This window comes from Enterococcus sp. JNUCC 77, assembly GCF_054819945.1.
In genome coordinates, this window is the sequence record NZ_JBTHIG010000002.1 from 79,659 (window position 1) to 98,062 (window position 18,404).

Here is an 18,404-nt window from a genome sequence, read left to right on the forward strand (position 1 = left end):
TTATAAGCTTCCTTTCTTTAACTGTTTCTTATGACACGTATCACACTGATATTGCATCAGCCAATTATCGATGGCAGTTTGACTTTTTTCAACTTTCGACCCACGAACAGCTAATCCTGTTTTGATTATTGCAGTGGGACAAAGATTCTTTAAATCAACTAAAGAACTTCCTAATGCACTACCTTCATGGGTACAAAAAGGATAAATATTTTTTCCTGAAAAATCTTGCGAGGCTAAAAAGTGCTGCAAAATTTCTGGCATCGTGCCGCACCAGTTAGGATAACCGATAAAGAACTCATCATCATCAACATTTATTGATAAATCGATAAAATCCGTTGTTAATTCTTTTTTATGACAAACCTGTTCAACTAAGGCATCATAATTTTCAGGATAAGGTTGACTCGGTTTCAAAGAATATATTTCAGCATCAATTTTTGCGGCAATGTTTTCAGCTAAAATTGCAGTATTGCCTTTTTCTCGAACTACTTTTTGCCCATTAATAATCGTCTCGCCGCCATGGGAGAAATAAATAATGATTGCCATATTTACTGCCACCTCCTTACTACTTCTTCATCTTAAACCCATATTTGTTATTGGTCTAATACCTTCTTTTTTAGTTATCATAGCTAGAAGGCATGAAAAAACTTCCCGGCAAACTTTGCCAGGAAGTTTTTTACTTTAATTATCTGCTTTTCGTAAACGTTCAATAATCGGTTGTTTTGCGACAAAATAATAACTGATTAGAGGAATGAATATCCCTAAAATCACAAAAATTGGAAATACGATCAGGACTGGAACAATCGTAAATTGGTAACTAAAGAACCACAATACCTTTTCAATCGTCTGACTTAATAATGGTGCTGAAATCAAACATAATCCAAGTGAAACTAAAGCTGCACCGATAGTATAGTACAATCCTTCCCAAACCAACATTAGCTTTAATTGTTTTCCGGTCATTCCGACAGATTGTAAAACTGCAAATTCTCGCCTTCTTGCTAGAATCCCACTCAAAATAGCATTAATAAAATTAAGGATGCCTACTATTCCAATAATTAGACACAATACACCGCCTAATAAAGCAAACATATTCTTCATTGATTCAAATTCTTTAAGATAAGTTTCTTTGCTTTCAAAATCTAACTGTGATTGTTCATTCTCAGTGAAATTTTGCAAATAATTGCTGATTTGTTGATTATCTCTTTTAGATGTATCAAAAGCAAAACTCATAATCCCATCAGAGTTTGAATCTGCTATGAAATTTTTGTCATCCAAAATAAATTGATTTCGACCATAAAATCGATAATCTAATGTATTAGGAATTGTCACCAGCGCTGCAACTTGATATTCAACATCACGATACTCTTTTGACCGTCTTTCCCACTTTCGTTCCTCAGGCTGATTGTCAAAAATTTCTCCAGTGTCAGGATCAAAGTATTCCCACTTATCGGTATAACGAATGGTAACTGTGTCTCCAACTTTAGCCCAATGACTGGCTTTTATAGGACTATCGTAATCATTTTTTTGATACACTGCTGCGATATATTTTTTTGTAGGATCTTTTATTTTTTGAAGATTACCCTTTACAGTAGTAAGTTGTCGCAAAATAAAATCTTCCATACCGTACATATACACATCATCAGCTAATAAGTCTCCTGATCTTTCACTACGATCGATGACAGTATCTAAGTCATGCTGATCGTAAAATAGTTGGTTATTTTTACGGAAGATATCTTCGCTAACAAATTGATGTATATCAGAAAGCACACCATCTTCAGAAGACTGACCGTAAATACGACCGCTATCTGTGATGCCTTTTTGTTGTTTAATTTCTTCGATAGCTTCTTCAGGAACAGTCATATCACTGGTCCAATAAGGTGTATTGACTTGAAAGTAACCAGCATCAGCTACGATATAATCGGTTGTCATTTTCCTCAAATATTTATCCATATCAAAGCCATTCACCAGAGTTGTTGTTAAATTTAGTAATACAACAGCCAAGGATAAAGAAATAACAGTGATAAGTGTCTTTAACCGATTTCTACCAAGATTGGCCCAGGCCATTTTTGCGATTGAAGCACCTTTAGTTGTTTTCCGAATTTTTTTATTTTTTCCGACGCCATCTGTGTAACGTATTGCTTCAACAGGGGAAACTTTAGCAGCTAACTTGCCCGGTCGCCGACAAGAAATAATGACCGTTCCAAAAGAAAAAATTGCCGAGAAAATAAAAATAAGAGGGCTAACAGAAATACTATCTATCGTTACATCATTTAAAATATTTAAAACTGCCGGGGTTAATTTAATTCCGATTAAATAACCAAGTATTAAACCAACTGGAATCCCAATACATGATAAAATAATCCCTTGTAATCGAATCAATCGTTTAATCTGACGTCCTGTCGTTCCAATTGTTTTTAGTAAGCCATAAAAACGAATATCATTAGTCACGGAAATCTGAAATACATTGTAAATAATCAAGTAGCTAGTGATCATAATCAATATTAACAATACGGCTATCGTAATAACAGCCATCGGATCCTGTTCAGAGATTGCTTTGGCGCCAGAATATCCCCAGTTTGTACCAGTAGCAATATAATTTGCTTTATTCTCATTTGTATTTTGAAAGTCTTGATCTTTTAAGACAGCTTTTATTTTATCACCAATACCTATACTATTCCGAAACATTACATCCATCGTCCACAGCGTAGTCAAACCATCATCGCCAATAGTTTGTAATTGATCAAAGATTTGACTAGCACGACTTTCAGGAATTAGGACATGGCTTGCGCTGCTTGCTTCGTCATATTTCCACCAACCAGACAAACTAAATGTTTGCGTTGTTTCCTTACCATCAACTAAAAATTTTAGTGTGAAACGCTCACCAATTTTTGGTTCTATTCCTAGTAATGATAATACTCTCGTATCTGTCGCAGCTTCATTCGTTCCTTCTTTAGGAAGTCGACCTTTTTCAGGAATACTAAAGGTCCATTTAGCATAATTTTGATCGCTATAACCGACCTCAACATGGGCTTTGTTAAAAGGGGCTTCTGTCGGTGAACCAACGAATTGACGCAGACCAAATTTTTTTATTTTTGAATCTTGTTGTAGCTGACCAATTTCATCTTTTGTAACATATTTGAAGCCTGCATGAGCATAACCACCAACTTGCCTGAAATTACTTTGTTGAAAAGCGTGATTGATGGAAGAGCCGATAGTGAACATCGTTGTAAACAAGATAGAAGTTAAAATAATCGCCAAGACAACGATCACATTGCGGCCTTTTTGACGGGTTAAACTGCGTAAACTAATTTTTCGAATAATTTTACGATTAGCAACTTTCATACTGGTCACCCCCCTATTGTTCCACTAACTGACCATCTTCGATCCGAAGAATCCGGTCAGCTAATTGGGCAATCTCTTCATTGTGGGTAATCATTACAATCGTTTGATTATACTTTTGATTGCTAACTTTCAACAAACCTAAAACATCTTGGCTAGTTTTTGAATCTAAATTTCCAGTAGGCTCATCAGCTAATAAAATGGCTGGTTGAGTAGACAAGGCCCTGGCAATTGCTACTCGTTGCTGTTGACCGCCTGATAAATGATTGGGTAAATTTTGTAATTTTGAAGTCAGACCTAACGTCTCAATAATACTATCAATATATTCAGCTTTAGGTGCATAGCCATCTAGTTGGCTTGGTAAAACAATATTTTCGTAAACGTTTAAAACCGGCACCAAATTATAATCTTGAAAAACAAAGCCAATCTTTCTCCGTCTAAAAATGATTAATGCTTCTTTTTTTAATTTAAAAATATCAACACCATCCACTTTGACACTCCCACTAGTTGGTTGATCCAATCCACCTAACATATGTAACAAAGTGGACTTCCCACTACCAGATGTACCAACGATTGCTACAAATTCTCCTTTAGTGATTGTCAGATTGACATCCTCCAACGCATGAACCATTGTATCGCCAGTCCCGTAAGTTTTTGTAAGTCCTCTTGTCGCTAAAATATTCATCTCTAAAACCCCCATAAAAAAAGTCTGTAAGTGCTTCTCTACACTTCAGACTTTAACAAATAAAACTTACCAGAATCTTTCTCCACTACAATAAAATCTAACAAGTTTGTAAGAATTACTTATTTCACTAAAAAAACTGAAAAAGTACTGCCTTCTTCAAGTTTTGAGTCAACTTTCAGATAAGCATTCTCGGCAGCTAAGATCTGCCTTGTTAGGTATAAACCAATCCCTACGCCTTCATTATCTGCCACTGAACTTGAACGATAAAAACGAGTAAATATTTGAGCCAATTCTTTTTCAGAAATTCCAATCCCAGTGTCTGTAATATCAATTCGGCAGAAAAATTCATAGGCTGTCGTTTTTATCGTAATCTTCCCATCATCAGCTGTGTATTTGATGGCATTTTCAACAATATTCGCTAGCGCTTCAGTCGTCCACTTCTGATCGAAAATTGCTTCTTCCTGGGTATTTTCAAGAATGATTTGAATATTTTTTTGTTGCGCATTTTCGTTGAACTGTAATTGCACTTCTTTTAGCATTGGTAAAATTGCCGTCTTTTGCGGATGTAAAGCTAAAATTCCTGTTTCCAAACGAGACAATTTAATCAAAGTAGTAATTAAAAAGTTCAGTTTTTCAGTTTGCTGACTTATTTGTGTAAGATATTTTTGATTCTCGGTAGATAGGTCTGCTTGCTCTGCCAATAACTGCGAATACAATAATAAATTTGTCACAGGTGTCTTGGTCTGATGGGAAATATCAGAAATTAATCGCTTAATTTTCTCTTTTTCATGCGCCATTTGTTCCGTGGAACTGACCGAAGTAGTTAAATACTCTTTCATTTGACTTTCAATCGAAGACAATATGCTTTCATCATAATTAGCTTCATTAAATGTACCTTCTTTAGCTTTCACTAGCATTTGAGACAAGCGATTTAACATTTTTCTAAACCGCCATCGTTGCCAAAATAAAATTATGAGTAAGCAGATAATAATTACCATGCACCAAAACAATAGATTTAAAATCATTTATCCCACCGCCAACTATATCCAAGCCCATAAATTGTTTTTATTTCCTCCACCGCATCCAACTTGTCTCTGAGTCGCTTAATAGTCACCGACAAGGTATTGCCATCAATAAATTCTTGCTCGTTGCCCCAAACTTGATCCAATAACTTTTCCCGCATAACGGTAATTCCACGATTTTCGATTAAAATCCGTAATAGTTTTTGCTCTGTTTTGCTTAGTTCAACAGACTGTTTATTTTTAGAAAAAATCATTTTATTAAAGTCAAAAACGAACTCATCCATCACAAATAATTCTTGTTTTTTCTCTTGCTTACGTCGCAATTGGGTGTTAACTCGCGCTCGCAAAACTGCCAGACTAAAAGGTTTGGTAATGTAGTCGTTGGCGCCATATTCTAAGCCTAAAACAATGTCCATTTCAGTATCATTAGCCGTCAACAATATCACGGGTATATTGAAACTATGTTTGATTTTTTTTAGAAATTCTAAGCCGTTACCATCAGGTAGATGAATATCTAGTAAAACTAAATCTATTCCTTGATTTATAAGAACAGTTTCAGCATCAGCTAAGTTGTTAGATTGAATTATTTGAATTTCCAAATTTTTTAAAGCAATTGATACACCTTCACTAAGCGCCCGATCATCTTCTACAATCAATATTTTGTCCATGTGATCTCAACTTTCATTTGATTCAATTATTATATCATGGAAATAATTTGATTATTTGACTGCTTTATATTTACCCAAAAAAACCAAGAACCTATTTAAAGATCCTTGGTAATTAAAACTTAATTTGCTCTTTTCTTCCGATACCAAACAAATCCACCTAAAACAATCAACATTAATTTGGTTTTAATACCAGTTGCTTGGCTGGGTCACTGATGATGTTGACGTTCCAATTGTTGTCTATCTGTCCTTAGAATAGAACCACCTCGCACTGTTGCATTATATACAAAAAATTATTTCTTATGACTCTTCTGTATGTCTGCCTACATAATAAGGTTGCGTTCGACTATCTCTATTAACAATGCTTCTATTGAAAGTGTAACCAGCTAAAACTTTGCTTCGTACTGAGAACAATTCCCCAATTTCATCAGTGTAAGATTCTGTTTTAGCGAGTTCCATAACGGATCCATCTTGATATTTGACGATAAAAAAATTTTTTCACATTAGATTCTGGATTGATAATTTTCTCTGATTAAATCAATCGTATGATTTGAAGATTAGCTTTAAAAGTAAAAGGGACTGGCTTCTCAAAAACTTTGGTGTCATTTTCTGTCAGCGCATGAAAATAAACATAACCTTTAGTATTCTTTGTAGTAATAGTGTTATTTAAATTTACTTTACTATTAATGGTGCGAATCTACCAATGATCGACTTTAAGATAATGCAACCAGCAACAATAAAAAGTGCAGTTTTTGAATCATAGATAATGGGAATATTCCATTTGAACATTTGTACGACTGTAATTACCAACGGGATTACACCAAAAATGTAGCCCACAATTGTGAGAGGATGCATTGGAGCGTTACTTATAAACTTACCGATGGTCGGCATTATCATACACATTGCAAATCCGATTATGCCCAAAGTAATCACTGCTGTTCTTGGTCCGTTGATGAATAATATTTGTTTATTCGATAATCCCGCATAAACAATCAAACCGGTAATAATCCACTCCACTATCAATATTCCAATTCCCTTCATTATTTATCACTACTTAAATAGATTGCATTGAACTGTCTAATATGTTTTTCTAAAAAAATTAGGGCTTCATCATACTTTTCGGGCTGATTGTCGTATTTAGATAGCAATAAATAAAGAGGTGAATAAAACTGCACTGCCATAATCATTGGATCAACATCAAGATAAATTTCATCTTTTATTAAATTAGTAAATACACCTGATATATAATCTAAACCATTGTCTATTATCAATTCATGAAAAAATTTACCTGCTTCTGTTGTTCTATATTGCTCTATAGTTAGCATTCTACGTAATTGCGAACCATATTCTGTTTTGAGATAGAATTGGAACATTGTAATACTGATGCGGAATAATTCCTCTCTGAGATCATTTTCTTTTGAAAAGATATTGGTCATGCTCTCAGGAGGCATAAAAGTAGAAACTTCTTCTTGATAACGACGTTCGATATCTTTGAGAATTGAATCAAAAATGTCTTGCTTATTATTGTAATGTTTGTATATAGCGCTCTCTCGGATTCCGATTTCTTTTGATATGTCTCTAATGCCGACCCCATCATAGCCTTTTTCAGAAAATAACTTTAATGCAACTAATAGAATAACTTCCTTCGTATCCCGCGTTTTATTTTTTGGCATAATATCCTCCTCAAAAAATATAGTGATCGATCGTTCACCATTATTATAGTGAACAATCGATCACTTGTCAAAAAAGAATTAAATTGACTTTCTCGAGTGATTTTTAAGTAGTTAACCTTTTTGCTTATTAAGTCTATAATTTCTTAATTATCTGTAATAATCACATCAGAAGCTTTAATCTCTTCACCAAAAAATGGTTTTAAAGTTTCATCATATGCGGTTTCAAAAAAGCCATCTTTATCTAACTTAGTGATTTCTTTATTGGTCCATTTTAATAATGATTTATTACCTTTTTTGACTGCAGGATTAATTGTTGATACTTCCCCGATTTCTTTGATCCCTACTTCATAATCAGGATTATCTTTGACCCAAGCGTATAAATAAGTATTGTCATCTGCTAGTGCATCTGCTCGACCATCTGTTAATGCTTGGAATTGTTGACTTTTTGAGTCAAATTTTTCCAAGTTTACTTCTGGTTGTTCTTTTGTAAAATAAGTTTCGGCAGTGGTTCCTTTTGTGACGATTAAATCTTGGCCTTTTAATTGACTGGCTTTAGTAATAGCATCAGATTTTTTGGAAACAACACCAATCCCAACTTTCATGTATGGTTTAGCGAAATCAACTACTTTTTCCCGCTCTGGAGTTTTCGTGAAATTGGCCAAAACAATATCAACCTTATTTGATTTTAAAGCGTCGACTCGTTCTTCCGCGTTAACTGTGACAAATTCTACATCGTCTTCACTGCCGATTAAATCTTTTGCTAATTGTCTTGCCAGATAAACATCGTATCCTTGATGATTTCCTTCGTCATCTAAATAACCATACGGAGATAAGTCACCAAAAACGGCTACTCGTAATTTCCCACGCTTTTTAATAGCTGAAACAGAAGATTTATTCTCTGCTGCTTGGACTGGTTGATTGCTACTAATAATTAACGCTCCCAACGCAACTGTTGCTAAAACGGCACCTAAAAATTTCTTTTTCATATTTACATCCTACTTTCTTTTTTTATAATTTAGAGAAGTCGAGACTTCTTAAAAACGTAATCGCTCTTTCTGTTTGGGGATTTTCAAAAAATTCCTCAGTAGCGGCTTCTTCGACTATCTCCCCATCCGCCATAAAAATAATACGATCGCTAACTTGTTTAGCAAAAGCCATTTCATGGGTGACAATCAATAGCGTTTTGTCTGTTTCCGCAAGTTCCAAAATAACTTCTAACACTTCTCGGACATTTTCTGGATCCAACGACGCTGTTACTTCATCAAATAGCATCAAGCTAGGATTCATTACCAAACTACGGACAATTGCTACTCGTTGTTTTTGACCCCCAGAAAGTTGGCGGGGATAATCATTGGCCCGGTCTCTTAAACCTACACGATCTAGCCACTCCAAGGCTTCATTTTCAACCTCTGCTGCTTTTCTATTTTGAACTTTGACTGGGCCGACTTTGAGATTTTCTAAAACCGTTTTATTGGGGAATAAATCGTAGCTTTGAAAAACCATTCCGATTTCTGGTCGGACTTTCTGCCAATTTTTTTCTGTTAATAGTAATTGCTGATTTTTAAAAAATATTTCTCCTGAAGTAATGGTTTCTAGACCATTTAAACAGCGGAGTAAAGTACTTTTCCCACTGCCTGAGGGACCCAATATAGCCACTACTTCTCCTGGTTGGATAGTTAAATTAATTTCTGATAAAACTTCTTTATCGCCAAATTTTTTGACAATTTTATATGCAGATAAAAGTGCTTCGGACATTAGCTGCTCCTTTCTAAATAACTGGCGAATTTACTTAAGGGATAGCATAAAATAAAATAAATACAAAAGATAATGCCATAAATCCACAGGCTTGCAGTAGGCACCTCAATCGTGTAGTTTTCAATAATTTGTTGACCTACTCGAATCATTTCCGTGACACCTATCATCATTAGTAAACTGGTGGTTTTTATCACTCGCGTGACTAAATTGATGGTGGTAGGAATAATAGTTTTTAATCCTTGCGGCAACAAAATCTCCTGATACAGTTGGATCCGATTAAAGCCAAGAGATTTCCCAATTTCAATTTGATTCTGACTGACATTTTCCAATGCACTACGAGTCAAATCACTCATTTCCGCCGATATCCATAAAACAAAAACCAAAATCGAGACGGTTTGATTTGATATTTGCCAATTAAACATTTCTGGCAATAAATAGTAGAAAAGAAATAATAAAACTAAAAGCGGTACAATTCGGAAAATTTCCAAATATAGTTTAAAGATAATTCGAATAAATGGATTGCGACTGGTTCGTATCATGCCAAAGACAATACCAATTGCTAGACCTAACACTAAAGAGATGGCCGAAATTTTTACAACTTCCCAAACACCACCTAACAATCTAGTAAAATTACTGCCTTGAAAAAGGAGTTCATACCCGGCGATTTTCATAGCCCACACTCCTCTCTAACAAATAAATAAGTAGTACAATCGGCAAAATAAGTACTGCATAACTTATGACTAGCATAAATAAAAATTCCCGAGTCATATAAAACATCCCAATTAAATCACGAGTCGTATTGGTCAAATCCATGATGGCAATCGCACTAAATACGGAAGTTTCTTTTAATAAGAAAATACAGTTAGCACCAATACTAGGTACTGCTAACGGCAATCCTTGCGGTAAAATAATTTCTTTCGTAAGTTGATACTGATTAAAGCCAATCGATTTTCCTGATTCAATTTGAATTTTCGGTACATACTCAAAACTACTACGGAAAGACTCCGCCATGTAGGCCGCACCTAAAAAAGTTAAACCGATAATGGCTGCCACATTTTTATCAATCGGTAAACCAATTTTTGGTAGTCCATAATATAGAAAGAAAATTTGAATTAGCAATGGTGTATTCCGGGATAATTCTGTATACATGATTGCTAATCGATTGATTAGGGGGACTTTAAAATAGCGAACCAAGGCAATCAAAAAACCGATAATAATAGATAGAACAATTCCCGCCAAACCCAACCCAAGCGTGATTTTCATAGCTGTCACATATTGGGGGATATTTTCTTTAATAATTGCAAAATCCATTTGTTCCTCCTTCCAATAAAAAAATCTCTTTGCCATCATTGACAAAGAGACGAATTTTCGCTAAACCACTCTTGTATAATATATACCTCGACCACTCCAAACGAAGTGCGGTCAGTTAACGGTGACTACCGTCTAAAAAGCGTCAACTATTTAGAAAACTCCGAGCTCATCTTCACTCAAAAAATCTCTATCCTCTTTCTCACCTGCCGAGGTCTCTGTTATGGGCTTTTTTAAGTTACTCTTCTCTTCAACATTTTTAATTATTTACTAATCATATTATAATCCTAAGAAAACTTTTGTCAAACTTAAAAATAACTCATCTATAAGTAAAATTAGCTTTTTTTTAGCTGTTTTATCGAATTATAAAAAACACCTATGTCTATCTATAAGATAAATCAATAGATAGAATTTCTTTTATTTCTGAAATGAATTCAATCGCTGCAGAACTTTTCTTACGTTGCGAATTAGTCACTGCAATCAATTGATGAGTTAAACTATCGCCAAAAGGTTTTAAAATAATTTCTTTTTTGATGAAACCTGCTACTATTCCTAAACCAGACGCATATGCATCAGACTCTGCTAAAAGATTCATCAACGTTCCACGATCATTTGTATATAGACTAATCTGATTCTTATTGATTTCTAGCGGATCTTCATCAAAATGACTAAATCCTTGTTCTTCTTGAATAAAACGCACTTGTGGAAACTCTTTTAAATCATTAGACTGAATGGTTTTCTTAGTACTCAATGGATGGTCCCGGCGTAAAAAAATCTGGGTTTTAAATTCACCAAGGACTTCGTAAGAAAGCTTTTCTTGTTTAAAATATCTAGTTAAGGTTTGCTGGTTTTTCTGATCTAAGTAGATAATCCCTACCTCACTTTCAAAATCCCGTAAGCTTTCTAAAATTCTCTTAGTGGTCGTCTCGATTAATTGAAAACTTTGAATCTCTTGTTGAAACTTGTTGGTTACTTTCAAAAATGGTTGAGATAAAAAATCGTAATGCTGACTGGCCACAATAAAACTTTTCTGTTTCTCTCCTTGGTAATGATTTTCTAGCATTGAAACTTGCGCTAAAATACGATGGGCATAAACTAAAAAATCACTGCCTTCTTCAGTCAGCAATACCCCAGACTTAGAGCGAGTAAACAATGAAATCCCTAATTCACCTTCTAAATCTTTGACTGCACTGGATAAACTTGGTTGGGTCACAAATAAATCTTTGGCGGCTTGGCTAAAGCTACCAGCTTTAGCAATTTGAATCACGTATCGACAATGTTGTAAATTCATTTTATTTACTCCTATTCAAATACTTTTAAGGCTTCGATTAAATCAGCTATCAAATCATCACTATCTTCAATTCCTACTGATAAGCGCAATAAATCTGCAGTTAACCCGTAGGATTCTCGCAATTCTTGCGGAATGTCGGCGTGAGTTTGAGTGGTTGGATAAGTAATCAAGCTTTCTACACCGCCAAGACTTTCCGCGTAAGTAATTACTGCTAATTTTTGTAGAAATTGACTGATTTTATTCTCATCTGCCACTTTAAAACTGATCATCGCACCTTTATCAGGATAAATCAGCGCTTTTAAATGTTTGACTTTAGCTAGTGCTTGGGCAACTTTTTTTGCATTTTTTTCTTGTTCTTCAAAACGTAATTTAAAAGTTTTTAAACTGCGAATAAACAGCCAGGCATCGAAACTTGATAAAGTGGGGCCTGTCGTATTGGATAGCCAGGTCAATTTTTCTGCTAATTCACTAGATTTACTGATGATTACCCCCGCCAAAATATCATTGTGTCCAGTTAAAAATTTGGTTCCCGAGTGAAGAACGATATCAGCACCTAAATCCAATGGACGTTGCCCTAATGGTGTTAAAAATGTATTGTCCACAATCAATGGCGCATCATTTTCGTGAGCTAGAGCAGCAACTTTGGCAATCGATACTTCTTGCATTAATGGATTCGTCGGTGTTTCCAAAAAAACAGCCGTAATAGCCGGTGAAATTTGTTTTTCAAAACTTTCTAAATCATCAAAATAATGGAAAGAAGCAACTTTCCGCTCAGCCAGATCATCAAAATAACGGTAGCTACCACCATATAGATCCCGGGAAACTAAAAATTGACTACCATTTGGAAATAAATTAAATATTAATTGAACTGCCGCCATACCAGAGCTGGTGACAACTGCACCGGCACCGTTTTCTAATTCGGCTAGACCACTTTCTAAAATATCACGGGTAGGATTTTTCGTACGAGTATAATCAAATCCTGTACTTTCTCCAAGTTTTGGATGAGCAAAAGTAGTTGATAAATAGATGGGTGCACTAATAGCACCTGTTTGTTGATCTGATTTGTTGCCGATTTGGGCTAATTGAGTGGCTAATTTAAATTTTGTCATGATTGTCTACTCCTTTTTTTAGCTGATCTACCACGATTAATCTGTCGACAGCAATTTTGATATTTTTAGGTGAAGTAGCTAAATTAATTCGGATACAGCTTTTACAATCTTCAGAAAACCACTCTCCGTAATCAATCGCCAATTGTGCTTTATCTTGAATATAATATTTGACTTTTTCTTTAGGAATCCACTGACTTAAATCTAACCACAAAAGATAGGTTCCTTGTAACTCACCCACAAAAATTTCAGGAATTTCAGTTTGTAAACGGTCTTTAACATAATGATAATTTTCTTCAATCACACCTAAAAATGCTTGCAGCCACTCGTCTCCAGTTTGATAAGCGGTTTTGGCTGCCAATTGTCCTAACGAACTGTTTTCCGTTTGTTTATTTCTACTGGACCACTCTGCGAAAATTTCTCGATTATTTTTACTGGGAATCCAGATGTGGGCATTTAATAAAGTCGCCATGTTAAAAGTTTTCGATGGTGCATTGCAAACAATTAACGATTTTAAGTTGCTAGCTGCCGTAATAGCCGAGGTAAACTGTTGATTGGATAAAATTAAATCTGAATGAATCTCATCAGCAATGACTAACACTTGATATTTCTCGCAAATTGCCAAAACTTTTTCTAGTTCCTCTCTTTGCCAAACCCGTCCAACGGGATTATGAGGAGAACAGAGAATAAATAATTTTACTTTGTTGTCCCGAATTTTTGTTTCAAAATCAGCGAAATCAATTTGGTAAATCCCATCATTTAAAATCAAGGGATTTGTTACCAAGCTTCTTTTTTTGTCGCTAATCGCATGATAAAACGGATAATAGACTGGTGGCTGAACCAAAACAGCATCTCCCTCTTCAGTAAAGCAATCAATTAAATCATATAGCGCTTGAACAACACCCGTTGAAAAATGTAACCACTCAGCTTGAAATTGGGTTCCCGCATGACGTTTTTGCCAACCATCATAAGCTTTAAAATAATCTACTGGTACGGTTGAATAACCAAAAATACCATGGGCAATACGCTCACTTAAAACATTTTTTACCGTTTCCGGTACTGAAAATTCAGTGTCTGCTACCCATAAAGGTAATAAACCAGCATCTCCGTAACGTTCTTGTAAAGCATCAACCTTCAACGAATTGGTATTATTTCGTTCTGTATAATAAGTCTCAATAAATTCTGCTGTGTTCATTTTTACTGCCACCTTTCAAATTTTAAATAAAAAAAACGCCCCTTTGTCATCATAGACAAAGGGACGAAATAATCCGTGTTACCACCCAAATTTGTATTATAAAAATACCTCAGCCGTTCCAAATGAAACGCGGTGAAATATCGGTCACAACCGTCTAACAAGCGTGAACTTGCTAAAAACTCAGAGCTCATCTTCACCGACTACTCACAATACCCTTTCTCACCAACCGGGCTCTCTTTGCTTGCCTTTCATCTGCTACTCTTCTCTTCAACGTTTATTATTTAATGAAATTATAATCTTATTCCCATCTTTGTCAAGAGAAATTATTGGAAGGATTCTTGCATTCTTTTAATAAATCCATCAACTACCGCCGAATTCACACGATGTTTTTTCCAAACAAAGACGCTATAGGTAGAGATTGGAGGATCCAATGGTATAAATTTTGTAGTTCCTGTACGATGATGTAATTCTACGCCACTAATCCCAAAAGCTGCACCAATATGATTTTCAACTAAAGAAAAAACATTAAAACTCAAATTAAAATTCCCGCGAATGTTCAGTTCATCAATCGTTGTCCCCGCCCAATCTGCTAATAATTTTTGCGGCTCCGGCCTTTGTGGCATAATTAAAGGCAAACCAATAATATCTTTAGGTTTTAAAACTTTATTTTGACTGATAAAGGCGGTCTGATCTACCCAAATACCCCAAACTTCTTTTCGCGGTAACGGCAAGCGGTGATATTTTTCTGTCGGTACTGGTTCAATTAAAATGGCGACATCTAACAAACCTGCATCTAATTTATCACTGATTTCATCACTGGTATTACTGAAAATATTAAAAGTGACTTGCGGATAATCAGATAAAAATTCCTCTAGTATCATTGCCAAAGTATCTGAATTATCTCCTTCGATACACCCAATACTAATATGTCCACTAAATAATTCTTGTCGTTGATGTAAAAATTCTTGTTCTGTTCGTTCAGTTAACTCGATGATTTCCTCTGCCCGCTGTTTTAAATAGCGACCTGCATCAGTTAATATTAAACGTTTATTTTCGCGGATAAATAAAGGCGTCGCTAATTCTTCTTCCATTTCTTTTAGCTGACGACTTAAAGTTGGTTGTGTAATATGTAAGGCTTGCGCCGCTTTGGTGATATTGCCATATTCGGCAATTGTCCAAAAATAACGATAACTTCTTAATTCCATTTTTTTCTCCCAAACAGTTTCTTTTTATTATAAAGAAAAAATCACTAGAAAGACAAGCTTTCTAGTGATTAATTGTTAAACTGTTTTTTTATTGCGACGATACAAACCATAGCCTGATACAAAAATCAGAACAATACCAATTCCAGCATAGGCTGCGACTTCTTCGTTGGTTTTTGGCAAAATACTATATGGTTTTTGTTGATTATTTTTTGGAGTTGTATCTAATAAAAGCAGATCGTTTTTCTTCTCTTCTTCTGGTTGCAACATTTTCCGATAATTCGCTTCAGAAATCGAGATAATGCGACTGTTCGCAAACTCTTTATCGTACGCTTCTAAATCTAATTCAGGTGTTTTCAAATAATTAGTTAAAATAGTAGTTAAAGTTGGGCCAACTTCTTTTTCACCATTTAAAGTTGTAAAGTCGGAAGTCAACGAATCATTGATAGCCATTCTATATTCTTTATCTGCTTTTAATGCTTCGAATTTTTTACTATCTTGATTATACACCTCAATTGCTAACACACGATCCCCAACAATATTTTTTCCAGTTGTGTTATCTGGATTTGATGCCAATACTGTCGCCGTTTTATTTGTGTCATAATACATCCGAATCGAGTTAGAAATCTGTAGGAAATGATGATTAACACTTAGTTTTGGTTGTCCATAATCATCTAAAATAACTGATCCTGAAACATCCTTTTGCACATCTGCTGCTAGCGCTAACTCAAACATTTCTTGAACTTGTGCACCTCTTACTTTAATTTGTGAAATATTTTTTTCTTCCGGTAAAACGGCTTTGACATTATTGGCAGTTACCTGACCTTTTTCAATGCTTGCTTGAATATTGTCACTACTAATCACCGCAAAATCAGAAACTCCGCCAGTAAAGCCGGTCTGCCCATAACTAAGCATCGCATCACCGATTAGATTTCCTAGATTAGTTTCTCTGGTGCTAATATTTTCTCTTACACCATTGAACAAATAAGGATTACTTTTTAAGATAATTTCATCTACCACTGGTGTCACACCAGCATCAATCACATCTTGCTTAGTAATAGCTTTAACATTTGGTGTGCGGCCATCTTCTGAATTTTGGACGGTAATTTTACCACTATTGACTAATTCAATCGCTGCATTGCGCCAATCTGAATCAAAATTATAACCAATTACTTCCCAGTTTTTTTCAATTTCGGTTTCAGGTGAAATAACTTTTTTATTTTTGATATATTCGGTAATTAATCCTCGCAAAGTTTCGGGATCAGTCGATACTAATGGGGCTTCAGTTACGATTCCCGCAGCTAGTAAGCCTTCATAGCGATAATTATTCATGGCAATCGAATAATTCGCTGCAGGATCGATTGCTTTTCCTGCTATTGTTGGATTAATAATTCGGTTGCCTGTTCCTTTGGAAATATCTATTTTATAGTCAATTCCTGAAAAAATGTCATAATTATAGACGCGAATATCTTTATTAAAACTAATGGTTAAGTCATCTTCCTCAGGCGTATTGTAATAAGCAGCTTGATTTTCCATGTATTTCAATAAATTTGCACCAGTAATATTCACACTAACTAATGTATTAGGATATTTATAAATATCAAAAACATTGGAATAAGTCAAATCTCCTGCCGGCAAGGCACTATCACTTTTAAATAAAGCAGAAGCCGCCAATTGAGCGCCCGTCGCTTCTCTTTGTACATTATTAATCAAAGAAATCATGGCTGTTGGTTGTAGTTGTGCTTCAGGAATCCCCTTAATTGTTTGTGGCGGTAAGAAATCTCCTGAAGCTTTCCCAATCACAGCAGAGATATAAGCTTCTGTAGTCTCGTGATATTCTTTGGTTGCATCTTTTAATTTTTCGTCAGCAGGTTCTGTGGTTGTATCAACAATTTTTGCTTCACTATTTGAAACTTGCCAGTCATCTTGATTCTTTTCTACATTCAAATCAATTTGAATCATTTCTGTCCCAGTATCTTTCGGTCCTGCTACTGGCACTTCACCATTTGGTCCAGCAACTTTTAATGCATAAGAACTATGGTCATGGCCTAAGATATAAGCATCGATACCAGAAACATTTTTTATTACTTCATCTGCAGCCGCCGCCGGATCGGTATCTTGCCGACCAGCATGGATTGAAGCTACCACAATATCAGCACCTTGCTCTTCTAGTTCTTTAACTGATTTTTCAGCTTCGCTTTTTAAAGGTTTAAAATCTAAACTTTCAACTTTTGCGCCATCCCATTTCGGAATATGAGGAGTCACTAAACCTAAAATTCCCACTTTTAAATCTATTTGATTATCGCCATCAAAATCTATTTCTTTTATCGTTGTACCATTTACAAAGCGCGTGTTCGTCCCTTTTTGATAAATATTTCCTGCTAGAATAGGAAATTCTGCTTCTTTTTGAATTTTATCGATTAAACTTAAACCGAAATTAAACTCGTGATTTCCTAAAGTCATAGAATCATAACCGATATAATTCATGGCTTTAATCATCGGATTTGGTTCTGAAAATTTGTCTTTGTTGTAAATATCATCGGTCATAATCGTGCCCTGTGTCATATCCCCATTATCGATTAATACCACACCATTTGCATTTTCTTTACGAATTTTATTTACTGTGCTACTTACTTGAGATAAACCTACAGGTACTTCTTTATTGTCTTCGTAAGACCAATCCCATAATTGTCCATGAACGTCTGACGTACCTAAAATCGTCAACTTTCCATTACTTACTGCCGCTTCAGCTACCTGAGCCTCTTGACCTTGGTAAATAATTCCACCCACAAATAATAATATTCCTGTTGTAAGCGTCATTCCTAATTTAAAATTATTTTTCATTTTCTTCAAAAAAAATCCTCCTGACAATATTTTTTGTCTAAAATAAGAATACCAATTCCCTCCCTATTTTGAAAGGGTTTTCCAAATTATTATAACTTAAAATTTAGTTATTTTAATTTTTATATTTATGTCGACGAATCCATAATATATATACTAATTAAATAAATAAAAAGAGATTTATTCCAAAAAATATTGATCTAACTGTCTTTTTATAACTGAGTTGTGACAAGTATAAAATATCTCATTTCTACTAGAAAAAAATATCATATGTTTTTTATTGAGCGTTTGGAGACAAAAAAACACTTGAGAGCCAAGCTCTCAA

Annotated in this window: 17 protein-coding genes, 1 pseudogene and 1 other annotated feature; all 18 genes and pseudogenes read right to left on the reverse strand. The window is 34.9% G+C overall.

Annotation, left to right across the window (positions count from 1 at the left end):
* Nucleotides 1–543 (reverse strand): flavodoxin, encoded by a 543-nt coding sequence (locus ACVWNY_RS13225; protein WP_218326013.1) that lies wholly within the window; start codon nucleotides 541–543, stop codon nucleotides 1–3.
* Nucleotides 544–678: 135 nt separating this feature from the next.
* Complete coding sequence (locus tag ACVWNY_RS13230; RefSeq protein ID WP_218326014.1) at nucleotides 679–3,339, reverse strand: ABC transporter permease; 2,661 nt, start codon at nucleotides 3,337–3,339, stop codon at nucleotides 679–681.
* A gap of 13 nt (nucleotides 3,340–3,352) precedes the next feature.
* Nucleotides 3,353–4,021, reverse strand: coding sequence for an ABC transporter ATP-binding protein (locus tag ACVWNY_RS13235; protein WP_218326015.1), 669 nt, complete (start codon nucleotides 4,019–4,021; stop codon nucleotides 3,353–3,355).
* Between the two features lie 119 nt (nucleotides 4,022–4,140).
* Nucleotides 4,141–5,046: a sensor histidine kinase gene (locus ACVWNY_RS13240; protein WP_218326016.1), complete on the reverse strand. Its 906-nt coding sequence runs from the start codon at nucleotides 5,044–5,046 to the stop codon at nucleotides 4,141–4,143.
* Entirely contained in the window at nucleotides 5,043–5,711 is a 669-nt protein-coding gene (locus ACVWNY_RS13245; RefSeq protein WP_218326017.1) for a response regulator transcription factor, read from the reverse strand. The genes ACVWNY_RS13240 and ACVWNY_RS13245 overlap by 4 nt, the downstream gene beginning before the upstream one ends.
* A gap of 297 nt (nucleotides 5,712–6,008) precedes the next feature.
* Nucleotides 6,009–6,167 (reverse strand): hypothetical protein, encoded by a 159-nt coding sequence (locus tag ACVWNY_RS13250; RefSeq protein WP_454072123.1) that lies wholly within the window; start codon nucleotides 6,165–6,167, stop codon nucleotides 6,009–6,011.
* Nucleotides 6,168–6,380: 213 nt separating this feature from the next.
* Nucleotides 6,381–6,749: a hypothetical protein gene (locus ACVWNY_RS13255; protein WP_246601462.1), complete on the reverse strand. Its 369-nt coding sequence runs from the start codon at nucleotides 6,747–6,749 to the stop codon at nucleotides 6,381–6,383.
* Nucleotides 6,749–7,381: a TetR/AcrR family transcriptional regulator gene (locus ACVWNY_RS13260; RefSeq protein ID WP_218326018.1), complete on the reverse strand. Its 633-nt coding sequence runs from the start codon at nucleotides 7,379–7,381 to the stop codon at nucleotides 6,749–6,751. The genes ACVWNY_RS13255 and ACVWNY_RS13260 overlap by 1 nt, the downstream gene beginning before the upstream one ends.
* Nucleotides 7,382–7,524: 143 nt before the next feature.
* The gene (locus ACVWNY_RS13265; protein WP_218326019.1) at nucleotides 7,525–8,367 is read right to left on the reverse strand and encodes a transporter substrate-binding domain-containing protein; all 843 of its coding nucleotides are present in this window, start codon (nucleotides 8,365–8,367) and stop codon (nucleotides 7,525–7,527) included.
* A gap of 22 nt (nucleotides 8,368–8,389) precedes the next feature.
* On the reverse strand, nucleotides 8,390–9,136 hold the full coding sequence (locus ACVWNY_RS13270) for an amino acid ABC transporter ATP-binding protein (RefSeq protein WP_218326020.1): 747 nt from the start codon (nucleotides 9,134–9,136) through the stop codon (nucleotides 8,390–8,392).
* Nucleotides 9,136–9,807, reverse strand: coding sequence for an amino acid ABC transporter permease (locus ACVWNY_RS13275; protein WP_218326021.1), 672 nt, complete (start codon nucleotides 9,805–9,807; stop codon nucleotides 9,136–9,138). The genes ACVWNY_RS13270 and ACVWNY_RS13275 overlap by 1 nt, the downstream gene beginning before the upstream one ends.
* Nucleotides 9,788–10,447 carry an amino acid ABC transporter permease gene (locus ACVWNY_RS13280; RefSeq protein ID WP_218326022.1) on the reverse strand — a complete coding sequence of 220 codons (660 nt, stop codon included), beginning with the start codon at nucleotides 10,445–10,447 and terminating at the stop codon, nucleotides 9,788–9,790. Before ACVWNY_RS13280 ends, ACVWNY_RS13275 begins: the two co-directional genes overlap by 20 nt.
* 379 nt (nucleotides 10,448–10,826) lie before the next feature.
* Complete coding sequence (locus tag ACVWNY_RS13285) at nucleotides 10,827–11,735, reverse strand: LysR family transcriptional regulator (RefSeq protein ID WP_218326023.1); 909 nt, start codon at nucleotides 11,733–11,735, stop codon at nucleotides 10,827–10,829.
* 11 nt (nucleotides 11,736–11,746) lie between these two features.
* Nucleotides 11,747–12,844, reverse strand: a complete 1,098-nt coding sequence (locus ACVWNY_RS13290) for an aminotransferase class I/II-fold pyridoxal phosphate-dependent enzyme (protein ID WP_218326024.1) — start codon at nucleotides 12,842–12,844, stop codon at nucleotides 11,747–11,749.
* Nucleotides 12,831–14,036, reverse strand: coding sequence for a MalY/PatB family protein (locus tag ACVWNY_RS13295; RefSeq protein WP_218326025.1), 1,206 nt, complete (start codon nucleotides 14,034–14,036; stop codon nucleotides 12,831–12,833). Before ACVWNY_RS13295 ends, ACVWNY_RS13290 begins: the two co-directional genes overlap by 14 nt.
* 56 nt (nucleotides 14,037–14,092) lie before the next feature.
* Nucleotides 14,093–14,316, reverse strand: a binding site (T-box leader).
* A 43-nt stretch (nucleotides 14,317–14,359) separates the two neighbouring features.
* Nucleotides 14,360–15,241 (reverse strand): LysR family transcriptional regulator, encoded by an 882-nt coding sequence (locus tag ACVWNY_RS13300; protein WP_218326026.1) that lies wholly within the window; start codon nucleotides 15,239–15,241, stop codon nucleotides 14,360–14,362.
* Between the two features lie 75 nt (nucleotides 15,242–15,316).
* On the reverse strand, nucleotides 15,317–16,282 hold the full coding sequence (locus tag ACVWNY_RS13305; protein WP_454072342.1) for a 5'-nucleotidase C-terminal domain-containing protein: 966 nt from the start codon (nucleotides 16,280–16,282) through the stop codon (nucleotides 15,317–15,319).
* Nucleotides 16,268–17,965 (reverse strand): annotated as a pseudogene (locus ACVWNY_RS13310) (bifunctional metallophosphatase/5'-nucleotidase); the annotation flags it as partial. The pseudogene ACVWNY_RS13310 and the gene ACVWNY_RS13305, both read right to left, overlap by 15 nt.
* Between the last annotated feature and the right edge of the window lie 439 nt (nucleotides 17,966–18,404).